The sequence below is a fragment of the Arhodomonas sp. SL1 genome (assembly GCF_052060015.1).
In the GTDB taxonomy this organism is placed as follows: domain Bacteria; phylum Pseudomonadota; class Gammaproteobacteria; order Nitrococcales; family Nitrococcaceae; genus Arhodomonas.
The window spans coordinates 24,001-41,016 of the sequence record NZ_JBPODZ010000003.1 but is presented as its reverse complement, the minus strand read 5'-3'; the positions used below and the strand labels follow the sequence as shown (position 1 = coordinate 41,016).

The 17,016-nt window shown below is 66.5% G+C and carries 13 protein-coding genes; 3 read left to right on the top strand and 10 right to left on the bottom strand.

Annotation, left to right across the window (positions count from 1 at the left end):
* Positions 1 to 62: 62 nt before the first annotated feature.
* The 3 genes from ACQ754_RS05640 to ACQ754_RS05630 form a co-directional block, all read right to left on the bottom strand.
* On the bottom strand, positions 63 to 317 hold the full coding sequence (locus tag ACQ754_RS05640) for a hypothetical protein (RefSeq protein WP_440996030.1): 255 nt from the start codon (positions 315 to 317) through the stop codon (positions 63 to 65).
* An 11-nt stretch (positions 318 to 328) separates the two neighbouring features.
* On the bottom strand, positions 329 to 451 hold the full coding sequence (locus ACQ754_RS05635) for a hypothetical protein (protein WP_440996029.1): 123 nt from the start codon (positions 449 to 451) through the stop codon (positions 329 to 331).
* A gap of 86 nt (positions 452 to 537) precedes the next feature.
* The gene (locus ACQ754_RS05630) at positions 538 to 1,491 is read right to left on the bottom strand and encodes a ChaN family lipoprotein (RefSeq protein WP_440996028.1); all 954 of its coding nucleotides are present in this window, start codon (positions 1,489 to 1,491) and stop codon (positions 538 to 540) included.
* Positions 1,492 to 1,570: 79 nt separating this feature from the next.
* Between ACQ754_RS05630 and polX the strand changes: the two genes are divergently transcribed.
* On the top strand, positions 1,571 to 3,292 hold the full coding sequence (polX, locus tag ACQ754_RS05625; RefSeq protein ID WP_440996027.1) for a DNA polymerase/3'-5' exonuclease PolX: 1,722 nt from the start codon (positions 1,571 to 1,573) through the stop codon (positions 3,290 to 3,292).
* A 13-nt stretch (positions 3,293 to 3,305) separates the two neighbouring features.
* On the opposite strand, the gene ACQ754_RS05620 is transcribed toward polX, so the two are convergent.
* Entirely contained in the window at positions 3,306 to 3,797 is a 492-nt protein-coding gene (locus ACQ754_RS05620) for a beta-class carbonic anhydrase (protein WP_440996026.1), read from the bottom strand.
* A 261-nt stretch (positions 3,798 to 4,058) separates the two neighbouring features.
* Between ACQ754_RS05620 and ACQ754_RS05615 the strand changes: the two genes are divergently transcribed.
* Together ACQ754_RS05615 and ACQ754_RS05610 are read left to right on the top strand one after the other, a co-directional pair.
* Complete coding sequence (locus ACQ754_RS05615) at positions 4,059 to 5,930, top strand: caspase family protein (protein WP_440996025.1); 1,872 nt, start codon at positions 4,059 to 4,061, stop codon at positions 5,928 to 5,930.
* Between the two features lie 196 nt (positions 5,931 to 6,126).
* Positions 6,127 to 6,963 carry an alpha/beta hydrolase gene (locus ACQ754_RS05610; protein WP_440996024.1) on the top strand — a complete coding sequence of 279 codons (837 nt, stop codon included), beginning with the start codon at positions 6,127 to 6,129 and terminating at the stop codon, positions 6,961 to 6,963.
* Positions 6,964 to 6,974: 11 nt separating this feature from the next.
* On the opposite strand, the gene ACQ754_RS05605 is transcribed toward ACQ754_RS05610, so the two are convergent.
* From ACQ754_RS05605 to tssJ, 6 genes are read right to left on the bottom strand one after another with little or no spacing between them, the layout of a single operon-like run.
* Positions 6,975 to 8,756 carry a serine/threonine-protein kinase gene (locus tag ACQ754_RS05605; protein WP_440996023.1) on the bottom strand — a complete coding sequence of 594 codons (1,782 nt, stop codon included), beginning with the start codon at positions 8,754 to 8,756 and terminating at the stop codon, positions 6,975 to 6,977.
* Positions 8,753 to 10,261: a type VI secretion system-associated protein TagF gene (gene tagF / locus ACQ754_RS05600; protein ID WP_440996022.1), complete on the bottom strand. Its 1,509-nt coding sequence runs from the start codon at positions 10,259 to 10,261 to the stop codon at positions 8,753 to 8,755. Before tagF ends, ACQ754_RS05605 begins: the two co-directional genes overlap by 4 nt.
* Positions 10,262 to 10,264: 3 nt before the next feature.
* Complete coding sequence (tssM, locus tag ACQ754_RS05595) at positions 10,265 to 13,762, bottom strand: type VI secretion system membrane subunit TssM (protein WP_440996021.1); 3,498 nt, start codon at positions 13,760 to 13,762, stop codon at positions 10,265 to 10,267.
* Positions 13,759 to 15,099 (bottom strand): type IVB secretion system protein IcmH/DotU, encoded by a 1,341-nt coding sequence (gene icmH, locus ACQ754_RS05590; RefSeq protein WP_440996020.1) that lies wholly within the window; start codon positions 15,097 to 15,099, stop codon positions 13,759 to 13,761. The genes tssM and icmH overlap by 4 nt, the downstream gene beginning before the upstream one ends.
* Positions 15,096 to 16,442: a type VI secretion system baseplate subunit TssK gene (gene tssK / locus ACQ754_RS05585; protein WP_440996019.1), complete on the bottom strand. Its 1,347-nt coding sequence runs from the start codon at positions 16,440 to 16,442 to the stop codon at positions 15,096 to 15,098. Before tssK ends, icmH begins: the two co-directional genes overlap by 4 nt.
* Before the next feature lie 18 nt (positions 16,443 to 16,460).
* Positions 16,461 to 17,012, bottom strand: coding sequence for a type VI secretion system lipoprotein TssJ (tssJ, locus tag ACQ754_RS05580; RefSeq protein ID WP_440996018.1), 552 nt, complete (start codon positions 17,010 to 17,012; stop codon positions 16,461 to 16,463).
* Positions 17,013 to 17,016: the final 4 nt, after the last annotated feature.

Here is a 17,016-nt window from a genome sequence, read left to right as displayed (position 1 = left end):
GCCATCGGCTCGCACGAGTACCGCCCCCGCCAGGCGCGTCCTGGCCGGGGGCGGCCCCGCACCTACTCCGCGATACCCAGCAGCGCCCGGGCCTCCTTCAGAGACTCCACGGACTTGCCGTGCTCGCCGGCCTCGTGCTGGCGCTCGCCGGCGGCCCGCAGCTCGCGGACCTTCTCCATATCCGCCTCACTGAGCTCGGCGTGCTCGCCAGAGCTCAGCGCCTGATCGATGGCGTTCATATGGCCGGGGCAGGAATAGGCCAACGCGCCGCCGGCGAATAGCATCAGGGTCAGGGCGATCAGAATCCGGTGCAGCATGACGACACCTCCTAATACCCGCCCATACCGCCACCACCATTGCCCGCGTTCTGGCAGGCGGTGAGCAGCAGGGGGATGACGACCAGTAGTATCCAGGCGGACAGGCCTGTGGTGAAGCGGCGGAACCGATTCATAAGGGCCTCCCGTAGCGCCGTAGGCATGGGATTTCCGGGCGCTACACCCGTAAGTGTAGACGAGGTGCGTTTTGGTTGCGTGCGGCTCAGTCGTGGCTCTCGCCGAATCGCTCGCGCAGCTCGGCGCAGGGATCCTCCCGCTCCACCGCTGTCGTAAACCAGACGTAGTCGAAGGGGAAGCCCGCGGAATAGCGCGCCGCATAGTCCGTCACCGCCTGCGCGTTTGACGCGACCGGCTCGAAGGCAAGGGTGACCACACCGCGCCCCGGCGCCATGGCGGCGAGAACCCGTGGAACGGCGAAATCGCTCCGGGCGTGGCCCTTGCCGGTGATGACCACGCTCATCCCATGGTCTGCGGCCTCCAGGGCCGTCCGGGCCAAGCTCCCGTCGCGGGCGCGCTGGATGGCACGCATGCGCGGGAGCATGGACTCGGGGAGCAGGTCGCAGTGGCCCTCGCGGATGGCGCGGGCCATGGTTTCGGTCTCCCCGGCGCCGCGCGCCCGGTTCAGCCCCAGCCGCTGCCTTGCATCGGCGGACAACGCCTCGACGCCCCCCTCGCGGAGGGCTTGGAGTTGGCCGCGTGAGAGATTCCCGGCGACCAGCGGAAGCCCATGGCGGTAGGCGGCGGCGAAGACGGGGCGGTACTCGGCCCAGGCCGGCCAGCCGGAGTCCGCCCAGTCCACTGCGTTCGCGACAGCGTCCACGTCGTCGGGATGCTGCCGGCGGGCCCGGTCCACCGCATCCTGCTGATCGGCGCGCAGCATCTCCAGCACCACCGCCGGGCGCTGGCCGCGCTCAGCCAGGGCGTCGATCACCCGGGCCTGAAGCGCATGATGACGCGGATTGTCGTGTTCCTCGCCCAGCAGCACGACATCCGCCGCGGCCAACCGCTCCGTGAGCGTGGCCTCCTCCAGCCAGGCGCCCGCCGCCACATCGCGGATACGATCGGTCAACGGATGCCCGACCCCGGTGGCCGCCAACGCCCCGCCGCCGAGCCACAGGCCGGCCAGCGCCAGCGCGGCCCTGAACACATGCCGCATCCTCCCTCCTGTTGCCGTGACCCGCCATCTCGGCGAGCATGCCATACAAGCGCACGGCGCACCGCACAGGGAATCGCCCATGGCTGTCCACAACGCCGAGATCGCCGAGCTCTTCGAGCGCTACGCCGAGCTGCTGGAGATCGAGGGCGCCAACCCCTTCCGGGTGCGCGCCTACCGTAATGCCGCCCAGACGGTGAAGGGGCTCGGCACTGAGGCCGCGAAGATGGTGCAGAAGGGCGAGGACCTCACCGACTTGCACGGCATCGGCGACGATCTCGCCGCCAAGATCCGGGAAATCGTTGAGACCGGGAAGCTCCAGGCCCTGGAGAGGCTGGAGGGGCGCTTCCCCGAGCACCTTGCCGACGTGGCCCACCTCCCCGGTCTCGGCCCCAAGCGCGTCCGCGCCCTCTACCAGGCGCTGGGCATCGGCAGCCTCGAGGACCTGGAACACGCCGCCCGGGCCGGCCGCGTCCGCGAGCTCGAGGGCTTCGGCGAGAAGAGCGAGGCCAACATCCTCCACGCCATCGAGGCCCGCCGCGACAGCGAGAAACGCACCCGGCTCCTGGACGCCGAACGTGTCGCCGAGCCGCTGCTGGAATACCTGGCCGGTTCGAAGGGGGTGAAAGAGGCCATCATCGCCGGCAGCTACCGGCGTCGCAAAGAGACCGTCGGCGATCTGGATATCCTGGTCACCGCGGGGCGGGACAACGACGTCATGGAACGGCTCACCGGTCACGACGAGGTCGCAGAGGTGGTCTCCTCCGGCGAGACCCGGGCGACGGTGATCCTGAACGGCGGGTTGCAGGTGGACCTGCGGGTCGTGCCGGAGGCGAGCTACGGGGCCGCGTTGCACTACTTCACCGGCAGCAAGGCCCATAACATCGCGGTCCGCGTGCTCGGCCAGAAGCGGGGGCTGAAGGTCAACGAGTACGGGGTCTTCGACGCCGACACGCAGATCGCCGGCGACACCGAGGCCTCGGTCTACGCCCAGGTGGATCTCCCCTATATCGAGCCGGAGCTACGCGAGAACCGCGGCGAGCTGGAGGCCGCGGCGGAGGGGAAACTCCCGGAGCTCATCCGCCTGGGGGACATCCGCGGCGACCTCCACTGCCACACCGACGCCACCGACGGGCGGGACAGTGCGGAGGCCATGGCCAAGGCGGCGCGGGAGCGGGGCTACGACTACCTCGCCATCAGCGATCACAGCCGGCGGGTGCGGGTCGCCAACGGGCTCACCGCGGGCGCCTTCTCCGAGCACCTGGACGCCCTGGAGGCCCTCGACGAGCGCCTGGAGGGGATCCGGGTGCTGAAATCCGGGGAAGTGGACATCCTGGAGGACGGCAGCCTGGACCTGCCCGACAAGGTCCTGGCCCGCATGGACGTGGTCGTCTGTGCCGTCCACTACGGCCTGGGCCTGCCCCGGCGCAAGCAAACGGAGCGTGTGCTGCGGGCCATGGACAGCCCCTACTGCCAGATCCTGGCCCACCCCACCGGCCGGCTCATCGGCGAACGCCCGCCCATGGAGCTCGACATGACGCGGATCCTGCGCGCCGCCGCCGACTCCGGCTGCGCCCTGGAGATCAACGCCCAGCCAAGCCGCCTGGACCTGCCGGACGTACTGATCAAGGAGGCCCGGGAGCAGGGGGCGAGGCTGGTCATCGCCACCGACGCCCATGGCACCGACCAGCTCGCCCACCTGCGCCTCGGCATCGGCCAGGCGCGGCGGGGCTGGTTGACCGCCGGCGACGTCCTCAACACTCGCGGCGTCGACGAGCTCTTGGCGGCCCTACGGCAGCGGTAAAGCAGCCTGAGCCCTACTGCACCTCGTTGAGGCGGCCGCTGTTGACGTCGTAGACGAAGCCGCGCACCGCATCCCGGTGGGGGATGAAGGGGCTCGCCGCGATCCGCTTGAGGGACTGGCGCACGTCCGCCTCCGGCTCGCCGAAGGCATCCAGGGAAAAGGGCGGCCGGATGCCGGTGTCTGCCTCGATCTGCGCCTTCACCTCATCGTCGCGGAAGGTGAGCATGCCGCAGTCGGTGTGGTGTATAAGGACGATCTCCCGTGTGCCGAGCAGGCGCTGGGAGATGACCAGCGAGCGGATCACGTCGTCGCTGACGACGCCGCCGGCGTTGCGGATCACGTGGGCCTCGCCGAGGCCCAGACCGAGTAGGCGGTAGACGTCCAGCCGCGCGTCCATGCAGGCGACGATGGCCACATTCCGCGACGGCGGCATGGGCAGCCCACCCTCGTCGAAGCCCGAGGCATAGTCTTCGTTGGCCTTTAGCAGCTCGTCTGTAACGCTCATGGTCTGCCCTCCTCCCGTTGGTCTATCCAGCAAGCGTAGTCACTGCCGCGGCGGGCGGAAACCAATGAAGTCTTATTAAAGTGCTCTGATGCCAGCAGACACCGAGCAAGTCCCAACCGAAGTCTCGGTAACCAACCCCCCCCTGCAGCGTGTAGGCGGTATCCGGCGATCTCGCGTCCAAGTGCACACCTGGCTAGATCCTCGATCATCGTAAATACTGTAGTTGTAGAGGTGATTGTAGGTCTGGAGTTCGGGGCAACCATGAAACGTTGCCAACGTGCCACATTCCAGCGCGGCGGCAGAACCTCCCCGATGTTGGGGCTCGGCTGCAAGGTGCGCCTGTGTCTGCCACCGCGACAAGATCTGTTAAAAACTCTATGGCTGGCGGCGACTTTGGCATGGGTTATCTTCGCATCAGGATGTGCGCCTGGCGTCAAGGATATCGATTCGGCCCGGGACAGTGCGGCACTAGAGGGATATGAGAGTGCCGAGGAGCTCCACATTGTCGACTGCATGCTTCCCGGACAAATCCGAAAACTTGGTGGCCGTACGTACCTGACGCCGCGACGCCCAATCCGTACAACTGCGAAGGATTGCAGCATACGTGGTGGTGAGTATGTCGCCTATGACCGCGCAGACTACCGCACGGCTCTCAACGTCTGGCTAGGCCGTGCGGAAGAAGGTGATGCCGAAGCCCAGAACTATGTGGGCGAGATCTTCGAGAAGGGGCTGGGCCAGGAGCCCGACTACGTCTCAGCGGCCAAGTGGTATCAGCGCGCGGCAGATCAGGGTCTTGCGAGGGCACAGATCAATCTGGGCTTTCTGTATGAGAAGGGGCTAGGCGTGGAGAAGGACCTCGCCACAGCCCTGAATTGGTATCGGAAGGCTTCGGGAGCCGAGGATGACGAGCTGGTCTATCAGTCTGAGTACACTGATAAGATCGACGAGCTACGCACGCAGCTTACCGAGCAGATTGACAAGGCACGAGCACGCGTGGAGGCGCTTCAGACTCAGATCCAGCAGCTCCGCTCCGAGCGCAACGCCTTGCGCGAACAACTGGAGGCAAGCGACACGGAGCCCCCATCCCAGGCGAGTGAGGCCCCGGAGGGGGACGTCGAAATCGGTGATATTGTCATCGCCGATCCTGCCGAATCGGGTGAGGAACAAGCGCTAGAGCGCCGACTCAGCGAGGCACGCGATCGCATCAGCACGCTTGAAGAGCTGTTCGCGGAGGTTCGCCAGGAGCGCAAGGCCTTAGAGGAACGGCTGGCGAGCCTGCCGAAACGCCGCTCCACGGCCGCTGAGCCCTCGGATCAGTCGGTCTCGGAAACCCTGAGCTTGCCCCAGCAGACCCCGGCAACCGCCGAAGGCATCGAATTTGGCCGCTACTACGCACTGATCATCGGCAATCAGGACTACCGCCACCTCGAAGATCTGGACTCCCCGATCAGCGATGCGGAGAAGGTGCGCAACCTGCTGGAGAACAAGTACGGCTTCAGCACGGTCTTCCTGCCCAACGCCAACGAAATGCGTATCCTCAATGCGCTCAACGATCTGCACGACCAAATCGGGCCCCAGGACAACCTGCTTATCTATTACGCCGGCCACGGCAGCCTCAGCGCGCGTGGCGACCGACAGCGCGGTTATTGGCTGCCGGTTAACGCCCGCAAAGACCGACTCGTGCACTGGATCAACAACTCGGTCATCAGCGACCATCTCGATCGTATCGATGCCCGCTCCATTCTGGTATTGGCGGATTCTTGCTATGCGGGGGCTCTCGCGTCCCAGGCCAGCGCTTTACTCTTGCCCAGCTCGGCCCGCGAGCTCTCCGAACAGGCAATACGAGCCGGGCTCAAGCAACGCGCGCGCGTCGTGATCTCCTCAGGCGGCGTGAGGCCCGTATTGGATTCGGTGGATCGACAGCATTCCCTTTTTGCGCGCTCGCTCATCGAGGTATTACAGCGCAACAATGGGATCCTGCGGGAGAACATGCTATTCGCGCATGTGGCTGCCACTGTACGCCGTCGTTCTGAGGGGCTAAGCCTGCCACAGACGCCCGAAATGCGGCCCATCCGGGCGGCCGGTCATGCAGGCGGCGATTTCTACCTAGTGCCGACCGGCGCCCAGGGCTGATGAGGGCGTTGTACACGGGAAGATCCGGCTATTCCCCCGTTTTGTAGTGCGGATCAGAGGCCCACTTTGATGGTGCTCCCGGCGCGTTGCGGCAACCCGCTGAATGCCGTCTGTTAAGCAAATCGGCACGAATGCGCGTCCGCTGCTCGCGCTGCGATCCGCAGGTCGCGGAGGTGCCCCGCGTAGCGCACTGACCGTGATACTCCTTGCCTCGCTGATCGTGCTGGTCGCCTGCCACACCGCTCCCTCGGCACAGCAATATGCCCGCGCGACGGCCCTTGGCCTCAAGCCCATCCGCGTAAACGCGGGCGCTTTCACGCTGGTTGGTCACTACGGCGGGGCCGAACAACCAGGCGGCACGGGGCGGCTGCACGTGTATATCACAGGGGACGGCACACCCTGGATTCGGGGACGGCGTCCGGCCGCGGACCCCACACCACGGCAGCCGGTAAGCCTGCAACTGTTGGCCGTTGACCCTGGCGCGCGAGTGCTGCTCAACCGTCCCTGTTACGGGCGTCTTACTCCCGCAGACGCCTGCCAGACCGCTCTCTGGACCAGCGGCCGCTATAGCGAGGCGGTGGTGGCGGTCATGGACGAGGCATTGGATGGGCTTCGGAGGCGCTTGGGCTTCGCCTCCCTGGTACTGATCGGCTACAGCGGCGGCGGGGTATTGGCCCGGTTGCTCGCCGAGCGCCGCGACGACGTGGCGGCCCTGGTCACCATTGCGGCAAACCTGGATGTGGCCCATTGGACGGACCAGCATGGCTACTTGCCGCTGAACGATTCGCTCGACCCGGCACGGCGACCACCCCTACCCGAGGGGCTAACCCAGTGGCACCTGGTAGCGGGGCAGGATCGCACGGTAGCGCCCGAGTCGACCCGGCGGGGACTTAGCCACGAGCCTGGCGCGCGGCTCTACCACTACCCAGACTTCGATCACGACTGCTGCTGGCGACGGGTCTGGCCAGAGGTGCTGCAACGCCTGACCGCCACCCTGGACGGCCGACCGCCTCCGATCCAGGCCCCCCGATAATGAAGCACCCATTACTGCTCATTACCCGCATCACCGCGGCCGCTTGCTTGGGCGAGCCGTCGCTCGACCCGCACCAAGGCCTCCTGAATGTCGGCTTCGCGCCCCCCGAGGTCGTCCCGCGCCAACGACTCCAGGGTGAGCTGCACCAGCTCCAGCGAGAAGCGGTCCAGTTCGGGCTCGCGCGAACGCGCAATGTAGTAATCGATAACCTCGTTGATTCGCCGTTCAACCACCGCGCGCAGCCGCGAAAGCTGGCGGTCGGGGAGCCCGCTCAGCGACTCCCCACTCTCCCATGCCTGGGCATAGAGCTTATGGGCCTGGGCCATCTCCTCAGCCTCGGCATAGTCGTCGCCCTCGCGAATGAGCTCACGCGATTCCGCGAGCTCCGGCGGCAAATCGGAAACGGAGACCATCACATTGGTCTCACGAATGAACAACCACGAGGACGCGCTCGCAACCACCACCAGGGCTACGATCGTGACGAGTGCTGTGCGACGAAGGCGGGCCGGACGCTCAATCGCCTTCAGGAAGGCGCCCGCATCCGCAAAGCGATGCTCGCGGTTCGGAGCAAGCGCCCGCAGCACAGCCCGGTTGAACCGCTTGGGCACCTTGGGGATGGGTTGCGCCTGCAGGTTGCGTGCGGCGACCACGTCGGCGGGCTGCTTCTGCCCGGCCGCATCCCGAAACGGATGCCGGCCGGTCAGCAACTCATAGGCCACGCAACCTAGCGCGTAGACGTCGTCTGCGGGTTCGGCCGCCCTCCCTTCCAACATTTCGGCACTCGCGTAGGCCGGCGTGATCGCCCCCATGGAGGCAGGATCGAAGCGAGTGTGCTCGTTCTCCTCTGGCGGTGAATGCGCCACACGGGCGGCCCGAGCGATGCCGAAATCAAGCACCTTGACCCCACCGCGCTGATTGACATAGACATTCCCCGGCTTGAAGTCGGCATGCGCAAAGCCTTGTTCGTGGGCATATGCCAGGCCGCGCGCCATGCCCTCGATGATTGGTAGCGCCTCGGCGAGGGGCAACCCGAAGGCGCCCCGGCCGCGAATCACGGCATCCAGCGGCTCGCCGCGCATCAGCTCCATGCTGAGGAAAACGGTAGTGCCGTCGCGGTCGAAGTCGTAGACCGTCACCACGTTAGGGTGGGCGAGGGTTTGCGCCTTCTTCGCCTCGCGTTGCAGCGCTACCAGCGCATCCGGGTGCTCGCGGAAACTGTCATTCAGCAACTTAATGGCGACGTAGGGATCGCTGTCCTCGGCCTCCTCCCGCCGCAAGTCGCGCGCACGATAAACGCTACCCATACCCCCATGGCCGATCAGGGCCTCCAGGACGAAGCGTTGTTTGAGGGTGCGCCCTGGGCCGAGCGGTTCTTCATTCCCCTCGCGCCATTGCCCTGGCCGCGACCAGCTCCAATCGCTACCCGTACCCTGAGAGGGCTCCACGACGGTTTCCTCAGCCGGCAGGCGAGTGGGCGCCTGCGATAGCGGCGGACCTTCGTAATCCCCGACGGGGCGCGTAACCTCGCCCGAAGTAGGGGTGCTGGCGCTATCGGAGGGGCGCGCCGCCAGGGCCGTCGCATCCGACAAGAGCGCCGCGCGCAAGGCCGCCTGCTCCGCAGCAGTGAGGCCACTGTCGGCAGCCAGCGCGTCGATTAGCGCCTCCGGTGGCCGGCCATCCGCCCGACTTGCCGCGTGCAACCGAATAACCACCGCCTGCGCCTCGACCTCGCCCCGCGCATACACGGCCAGGGCTTGCTGGAGTGCGCTCAGTGAGGCGTCGGGCTCGCTCACCAGCCCTCCCCGGCCAGGGCGTCGGTGATCACGTCCACGACCACCGCGGTGACGTTGTCCGGCGCACCCCGGGACAAGGCGAGTTCCAATACCCGGCGAGTCACCTCGGCCGCATCGCCCTCTGCGAGCACCTCGGCAATCTCGCCATCCGTTGCCACGCCATGCACTCCATCCGAACACAGCAGGAAACGGTCGCCCGGCATGAGGTCCCCGAAGCCGACCTCCACCTCCAGCGCGTCAGCCGCACCGATCGCGCGCGTAATAACGTTGGCCTTGGGGTGTTGGCGAGCGTCCTCACGGGCGAGGCTGCCATCCTGCACCAGTCCTTCAACCAGGCTGTGGTCGCGCGTGCACTGAGTCAACTTGCCCCGGCGCAGGCGGTAAATGCGGCTGTCACCTGCCCACAGATAGGCGCACCCGGCCTCGCCGGTGAGCAGCGCCGCTACGGTGCTCGCGCTGTTCTGCGGAGCCACCGCGCGCGTGGCGATATGACGAAGATGCCCATTGACTGCAGCGAGGCGGTTGCGTGCCTGGTTGAGCCGATCCTGCAGGTCTCCGTTGCCGTCGATACGGCGCAGGGCATCGACGACCATGCGGCTCGCCGTGGCACCCGCCTCCTGCCCCCCCACGCCATCGGCCACCGCCCAGATACCCAAATGCGGCAGTTCCACCAAGGCGTCCTCGTTGGCCTCGCGCACCGCACCGGCATTGGTCACGCCGCTGGAGCGCAGCCTGGGGGGTGTGGAAGGCCCAGCGGAGGGGGCATGGCCGTTTGGCGCGGAGTAGCGTCCCGGCTGATACGCCCAACCACGCGCCGTCCATTCGCCGTCCAGGGCAGCGGTAAACAACGAACTCTGAGGCAGCCCCGGGCAGACACACCAACAAGGCGACACCCGCTCGGAGCCTTCCGTCCACCACAGGCTGTACGCCCCAATGCGTTCGCCGATGCAGGCAGCCGAGACCGACTGTATTGAAGCGGAGATTTCACCAAGCCCGGCAAGGCCGTAGCAAACCGGCCTGCCATCCGGCGGGCCGACCCCATCTTCAGCCAATCGTGGCAACAGCTCGCGGCCCAGGGCCTCTACGGACTGATCGAATGCCCCGAGATCAAAATCCGCCTCATTGTTAAGCACCGAAAGCGCCAACTGCTCAGCGCGCTCGAACCACGGGTCCTGCTCGACAACCAGATTCAACGGCAGGACCTCGGCGGGCAGCTCGGCGGTCAGGGTCAGCGGGAAATAGCGACCCACCGCATCTACGCTGGGCATGAGCACACCGGCATAGGTTTGGCCGTCACACACCCCCGGGGTCAGCACGAACCGCCACAACGGACTGGTCAGATAGGTGGCGAGCCACTGCTCGCGCATCGCACGACGGCTCGCTTCCAGTGTCGCCTGAAGCCACGGGTCCCAGACACCCAGAAAACCGGCACTCACCCGTCGGCGTACGAAGTCACCGTGGCTCGGTAGTTTACCGTAGAATCCCAGCGACACCCCGTCCGCCATAACCTACAGCCGCCCAGGACAGCGAAAGTCCGACCAGCCTTGCAGCCTCAGAGGGTTACGCGCCGTGTCGAAACCGATGGTCACGCGCGCCGTATAGCCATCCGCCTCGAAGCTCGCAACGAACCGAGTGTCCGTCTCTCTGGACAAGCCACTGCTACCTTCCAGCGCCCGGAACAACGCCCACGGCCCCGCAAAGCGCACATTCGGCCGCTGGCCACGACGATCCTCGAATTGCACCACGACGCTGCCGTTATCCGGCCCCGGCCAGGTGAAGGCCTGACCACGTGGTGGGCCATGGCGATAGACCAGCGACTGGCCGTCGATGGTCAAATTGAAACGCCGTACTCGGCCGTCGAGATACTGGGGTGTGAGCTCGAAGCCGAGCTCGGGTGACCCGCTGCCGGCGAAGAACATGTCGCGTATGCGTTGCGCCCGCTGAAACTCGCGCAACACGGCGTTGGGGATACCGATAGGCTCTCCATCCTGGCGGCGCCAACGCCAGCGCTCGCTGGAGGTATCCACGAGCTCTCTGAGGTGTTCCTGGAAAAAGCTGTCCAGTATCCCGCCTGGGCCGAATAGGCGCGCGAAGTCACTAAGAGGTACGCCCTGGTCGCTGGTCGGATCAAACGGGTAGCGCCGTTCAACAAGCTCCTGGCATTCAGCGGCGACTTGACTGCGGTAGCGTTGGTTGAGCTCGCCGCGCAAGCTCCGCAAGGCTACCTGCTGGCCCTTGCCGGCAAGCTGGCCAAGCCAATCACCCAGGGGGGCAGGCGCGCGTTCCGCGGCGAGACGCAGTTGCCGCAAGGCGTCGCGCCCACCAGAGCGGCTGAGGACGGTGACCACGTCCTGCTGCCCGAGCCCCGAGCCCATGGAATCGAGCTGCGCGTAGAGATCACCCAAAAGCTGGAGCATGCGATCCAGCGGTCGCTGCCCTTCGCTACCGGCCCCCACGAGGTTATGGAGCTCTTGGAAATGCTCGCTGATGCGCGCCCCGGGACGGGGTCCGGTCACCGAGGCCTGGGCCTCGTTGGCGAGATCGAACAGGGCCGCAGTCCGCCCACCAGCGGCCGCTGCGGCCTCGCCCGCCGCCCCTCCCTCAGGGGGCGGGAAATACAGCTGGCGGTCGATGGTGGTGAGCAGCTGGCTGAGTGGCGAGGTCGGCCCGCTCAACGCCGCGAGAACGTCCGTGGCTTGTCGGACGTTCAGCAGCGGGGCAATGGTTAGCTCGTCGAGCAGACCTTCCCAATGGTCGATGTATGCCTGCTCGTAGTGCTCCACGAAATCTGCCGCCAGCTGAAAACGCGCGGTGGGCCCGCTGGGGAGCGCCCCCTCGCCCAATACCCAGCTATCGCGCAAGAACCCCGCAACCATGTCCTTGCCGATCTCACCCGTGATGGCCTCGAAGCCGGCGCGCGTATACAGCGCGGGCACGGGATCGGGCAGCGAGGCGTCGCCGCTGCGCCGAAAGATGTCCTCACCGCCCAGCCCCGCTTCGAGGTCGAGCCGCAACGCCTTGGGATGTTCGCCGTCATAGACGGTCTCCAGCCGGCTCATCATGAGCACCGGTATGGACGCCTGCTCCAAGGCGGTGCGCGCCTGGGCGATCAACTGCTCGTTCGCTGAGCCGATCCGCGGCGGCGGGCTGCGCTGTACCAATGCCTCGAAGTGCAGCCCCACAGAGCGGCCCACCGCCGGACTGTCCTCGAATACCCGCAGCAAGTCGCGACGCACGATCTTGGTGAGGGGCTCCGGCTGTTGGTGTCGCGGCTGGGCGAGCATGAGATAGGCCTTCAAGTAAGCATACAAACGCTTGGGCTCACGTGTCGTCCCACGGATGCGCTGCTCGAGCAGCATCGCCACCCGCGGCAGCAGCAGCTGGCGCAACCCCTGGTCATAGGCATCCAACGCAGCGTCGCCAACCGACTCACCGCGGTACAGGCCGAACCCCATCATCAAGGGCACGTCACCACGGTAGCGGGTCGCCTCATCGGCCACCTCGCGGAGGGCATCCAGCCGCGGCAGCACCTCGCGCAGCCCGGCCTCCGCAGGCACCGGCATGGTCGCGCGGTCACGGTGCGCCGCTAGGGTGCGGTCCATATCAGTGAGGTAGTCAGCGTTGTACTGATAGCTGGTGAACCACACCGCCACCATCCCCACTGCCAACGCCAACACCGCGATATAGGCAACGTTCTGCGCCACTGCGCGACCGACCTCGAGCCGCCAGTTCACCCCGGCCAGACCGGACTCCCGGAATATCACCTCACGCAGCAACCGCTTGAGGAAGTAGCTCCGCCCTTGCCCGCTGGTGGCCGTGGCCGCCTGGGCGTCAACGCCAAAGGTGCGCGCCAGGGTGCCCATCATTCGGTCAATGGGGGTACCTTCCTGGGTGCCGCTGGTAAAATACACGCCGCGCAGCATCACCGGTCGGTCGTAGGCCGAGCTCGCGAAGGCCTCGTCGAGGAAGCTCCGCAGGGGCTGCTTCAGCCCCGCCATCTGGCGCGGGAAGCCGAACAACGACGTCCGTCGACCCACGTCCCGCTCCTGGTCCATGCGAGCCAGTACACGCTCGTTGAGCCGTGCGATCAGTCGATCGTACTCCTCGGCGAACACCACCCCGGGAGATGACGGAACGTTACCCGGCTCTGGGAAGGTGATACCCCATACCTGGGCACGCCCTTCGAGATCCAGATCGTCGAAGAACTCGGTGAACCCGGCGACCAGGTCGCACTTGGTGATCATGAGATACACCGGGAACTGGATACCGAGGGTACGCTGCACCTCGTCCAGGCGCTGACGCACAGCCATCACATGCCGCTCGCGGCTGTCCGGCGTCATGGTGAGTAGGTCGTCGGCACTCAGAGCAACGATGATGCCGTTGATGGGCCGACGCTTGCGGTAACGGGCCAGCAGCTCCAGGAAACGCCGCCACTCCGCGTTATCCGATCCCGGGTCGGAATCCTGGCTGAGGTAGCGCCCCGCGGTATCCAGCAGCACTGCTTCGTCGGTGAACCACCAGTCACAGTTGCGTGTGCCACCTACGCCCTGTAACGCGCCCTCACCGAACTTTTGGTTCAGCGGGAAATTCAGCCCGGAGTTCACCAGCGCGGTGGTCTTACCCGCCCCCGGCGGGCCAATGATCACGTACCAGGGCAGTTCGTAGAGATTGCCCCCACGTCCACTGTCGCGCAGAAAGCGCACTGCCTCCTCGAAGCGGCGGCGCAGCTCCTCGCTGCCGGGGTGCTCGCCGCGGCCCTCCCCCGCGATCTCGGCGCGCAGCCGGCGATTCGCCCGTCGCGCCCGCTGCCAGCGCACCAGCGCCACTGCCAGCAGCACCAAGCCGAGCACCGCGATGGTTACCGCGCGCGCCACCGTCCCCGCGAGTGGCCGAACGCCGCCGAAACCCAGATACGGCCCGAGGAACCAAATCAACAGGCTCAATAGGATGAACCCGAGGGTACCGAGGAACAGCCCCGAGCGCAGAACGGCCACTACCCGCCTCATCCCCCCGACCTCCCCGGCCGGTGCACGATCTCGATGCGCCGATTGCGGGCTCGGTTCTCCGGGGTATCTACCGGGCGGTAGCGCGGCTGGTCCGGACCCACGCCCATGAAGCTCACACGCCCGGGGTTGTCCAAACCGCTACGTAGCCGCTCGGCAGCGTTCTCGGCGCGTCGCCGCGAGAGTTCGTAGTTGTCCTTGATCTCCAGCGAGCGGATGGGTACGTCATCGGTATGCCCGATTACCTGCACCTGCCCCGGCACCTGCGCCAGCGCCGCAGCCACAGTCTCGAGCACGGCGCGGAAAGGTTCCGCCACGGTTACGCTACCGGAGGAGAAGACCTCGCCACGCAGGGTGAGCTTCGTACCGCCGCCGTCGGCCTCCTCGATGAGCAGCCGCTCCGGATGCTCACCGGCAAGCAGCTCCGCCAGGCTCGGCCCCACCAGTTCCACGGCACCACGAGTAGGCGACTTGAACGTCGCCTGCTGCACCTCGTGCAGCTGCGCCATTACCGGGCTGACTGAGGAACCCAACAAGGTATGGAAGGTAACGAAGGCACCGCCAGCGATCGCTGCTGCGATGCTCAGGAACACCCACGCCGGCAGGCCCCGCACCAGCCGATAACGGCGGTCCTCCACGCCCTGCCACCGCGGTGATAGCTCCCGCGGGAGCTCGTTTCGCCAGCTGCGAATGCGCTCGTACAGGCGCTCGCGGGTCTCCGCGAGGACCTTGCCGCCGTTTTCTACAATGCGATATTTGCCCTCGAAACCGAGCGCCAGGCAGACGTAGAAGAACTCGGTGAGCTCGCGCTTGGGCACCCGATCGGCAAGCACCCGCTCGACCATCTGGAAAAACTTCTCGCCGCCGCCGGTATCGTTGTGGAAGACAAGCAGCAAAGGTCGGCTCGCCCAAACGCTCTGCCCGCCCCACGGGGTGTTCATCACCGCCTCGTCGATGAAGGTGCACAACCCATAGCGCGCAGCGAGTATCTGCTCGCTAGCGAGGCCGGCCGACTCGGCCTGCTGCTCGAAGGCCTGAACCTGGCGCACCACCTGATCATGCAGACCGCTGACATCCGGATGGGCACGACTGCGGCGCACGCTGGTTGCGAGCACCAGCAGCGGGGCGGCGGCTTCCACCAGCGTATTAGGGCCCAGGCCGACCACCGCCGCCAGATCATCGCTGGCGGCGGTATCCGGCGCAGGCGGCGGAGGAGGCGATGGCGTGCCGCCTGTGCCAGTGGGAGCTGCCGCTTCGGGCGGTGCGGGCCGCCGGCCACCCGGGTTGGGCCGAATGACGGTGCGGTCACCGCCGCCGGGCGGTTGCTCACCGTTGCTCATCGAGTCTGACCTCGCACGGCCCACAGGTCCATCTTCAGGTCAGGGAACTGTCCGGCGACATGGACCGCCAGCCCCCCCGAGTTCGACAGTTGACTCCACAACGAGCCGCTGCGGCTCAGCTCGAAATACACATAGTTCGCGTAGTAGGGGATCTGGCGCGGCGCCACCGGCACGGGCACTAGCTCGATACCGGGAAGGTTGTTGTTCACCAGCTCGGCGATGCGCTCAACCGGACCAATCTTCACCTGGGCAGGGAATCGCTGGCGGAGCTCTTCGGCCGGCAGGCTCGCGCCCACGGCGAGCACGAAGTTGGCGTTGTCCAGTAGCCTGGTATCCTCGATGCGCGCGACGCTAATGCCATGGCGACCAGTGGCCTCCAGGGGAATGAGGATCGCCGGCGTCTCACGCACCGCGCGGAACTCCGAGCGCAGGAGTTCGAACAGCGGCGTAAACGCCTCGCCGAGGGCGTCATGGCGATAGCTCGCCAGCTCCGGCGGTCGCCGGCTCTCGCGCGTTAGGGTGGCGAGCTCACCGGCCAGGCCCAGGAGCTGTGTATACAATCGCTCCGGGTGGATGTGCAGCGACTCCGCGAGATGGCTCACCACCGGGGCATGGCGGTTGATTACCTGCAGCATGAGAAAGTCGGTGATCTCGCTGGCACCGCCCTGGCCGCCGGCGGTCACCCGTTCGGCCAGGTAGTCCGCGCGCTGTTCCAGGGTGCCGCGCATCTCGTTGACGAAGGCCTCCAACCGGCGCGCCGCCCCCGCCCGGGTGACAGTCGGGATGAATGACTCGTCGAGCACCACCTGGCCGTCCGAGCGCCGCTCGGTAACCCGCGCCACCGGCATGGTCGCGTACTGCTCGAGGGTCTCTCCCTCCAGGGCCAGGCGCGTATTCAATCGGCCCACCTCCACCAGGGTCGAGGCACTGCTGTCCAGCACGCTGTCGCGCACCTCAACGTCTTCGGCGCGATAGCGGTACAACCCGTTGCCGTCGCCGCCACGCTGCACCTCGGCCGCGCCATCGCTACGCAGCGGCAGCGCCAGATAGACCGTGCAGTCGCGAACGTTCTCGTCGATTGCCAGCGGGCTGGGCAGCGGATCCTGATCGGGAAGCGCGAACGGCGTGCCGTCCGGGAACACGCCGCTAGCGCTGCGCAGCGCTACTTTGCCGAGCCCCAGGAGATCGCTCTCCAGCTCCAGGGCGCTGAACCCCCAGGCGTGGGCGCCGACGGCCCCCATGCGCCCCTCGACATAGCTTTCCAGGTAGCGGTCGTGCTGCTGGAAGTGCTGCGGCTCCAGGAAGAGCCCTTCGCTCCAGAGGATGCGGCTGTTGCGTGACATGGGCGCTCCCGACCTTGGCTATTCGAAACGAACGTCGACGGTGGCGCCTTGCATCTCGATGACCAACGACGGCGATGAGAACACATCGAGCATGCCCGACTCCGGGATCTTGGCCACGTCCCGCCAGCTCCCCGAAGGGTCGTGCAGATCGTAGAACTCACCCATCACCGCCAGAAACCGGGCGTTGCCCTTGAGGTCCAGCTCGATCTCGCGCTCGGCACCCTGACAGGGGCGATCCGCTTGGGCGGTGCGTGGTTTCTCGGGTGCCTCCCGCGGGCAGAGCTCGAACTCGTCACGGGTGATCAGGCTCGCGCCCAGGGTCTCGGTGTCGCGGTCCGCCAGCTGGCCGTAAGTGGCACCGCTGAATGCGGCGGCCTCGGTCAATTGATACACCCGCAGGTACACCGGCGACGGCCGGCCCTCGGCATTGGGATTGAGATTGGGACCCACCAAGATGCGTCCCTCTACGGCGGTGACTTCCTCGGACGGCGGCGTGGAGGCACAGCCGGCGATAAGCGCGGCCCCGGTGAGCAGGGCCAATACGGTGCGGACCACCCAATGACTGCTCATGATG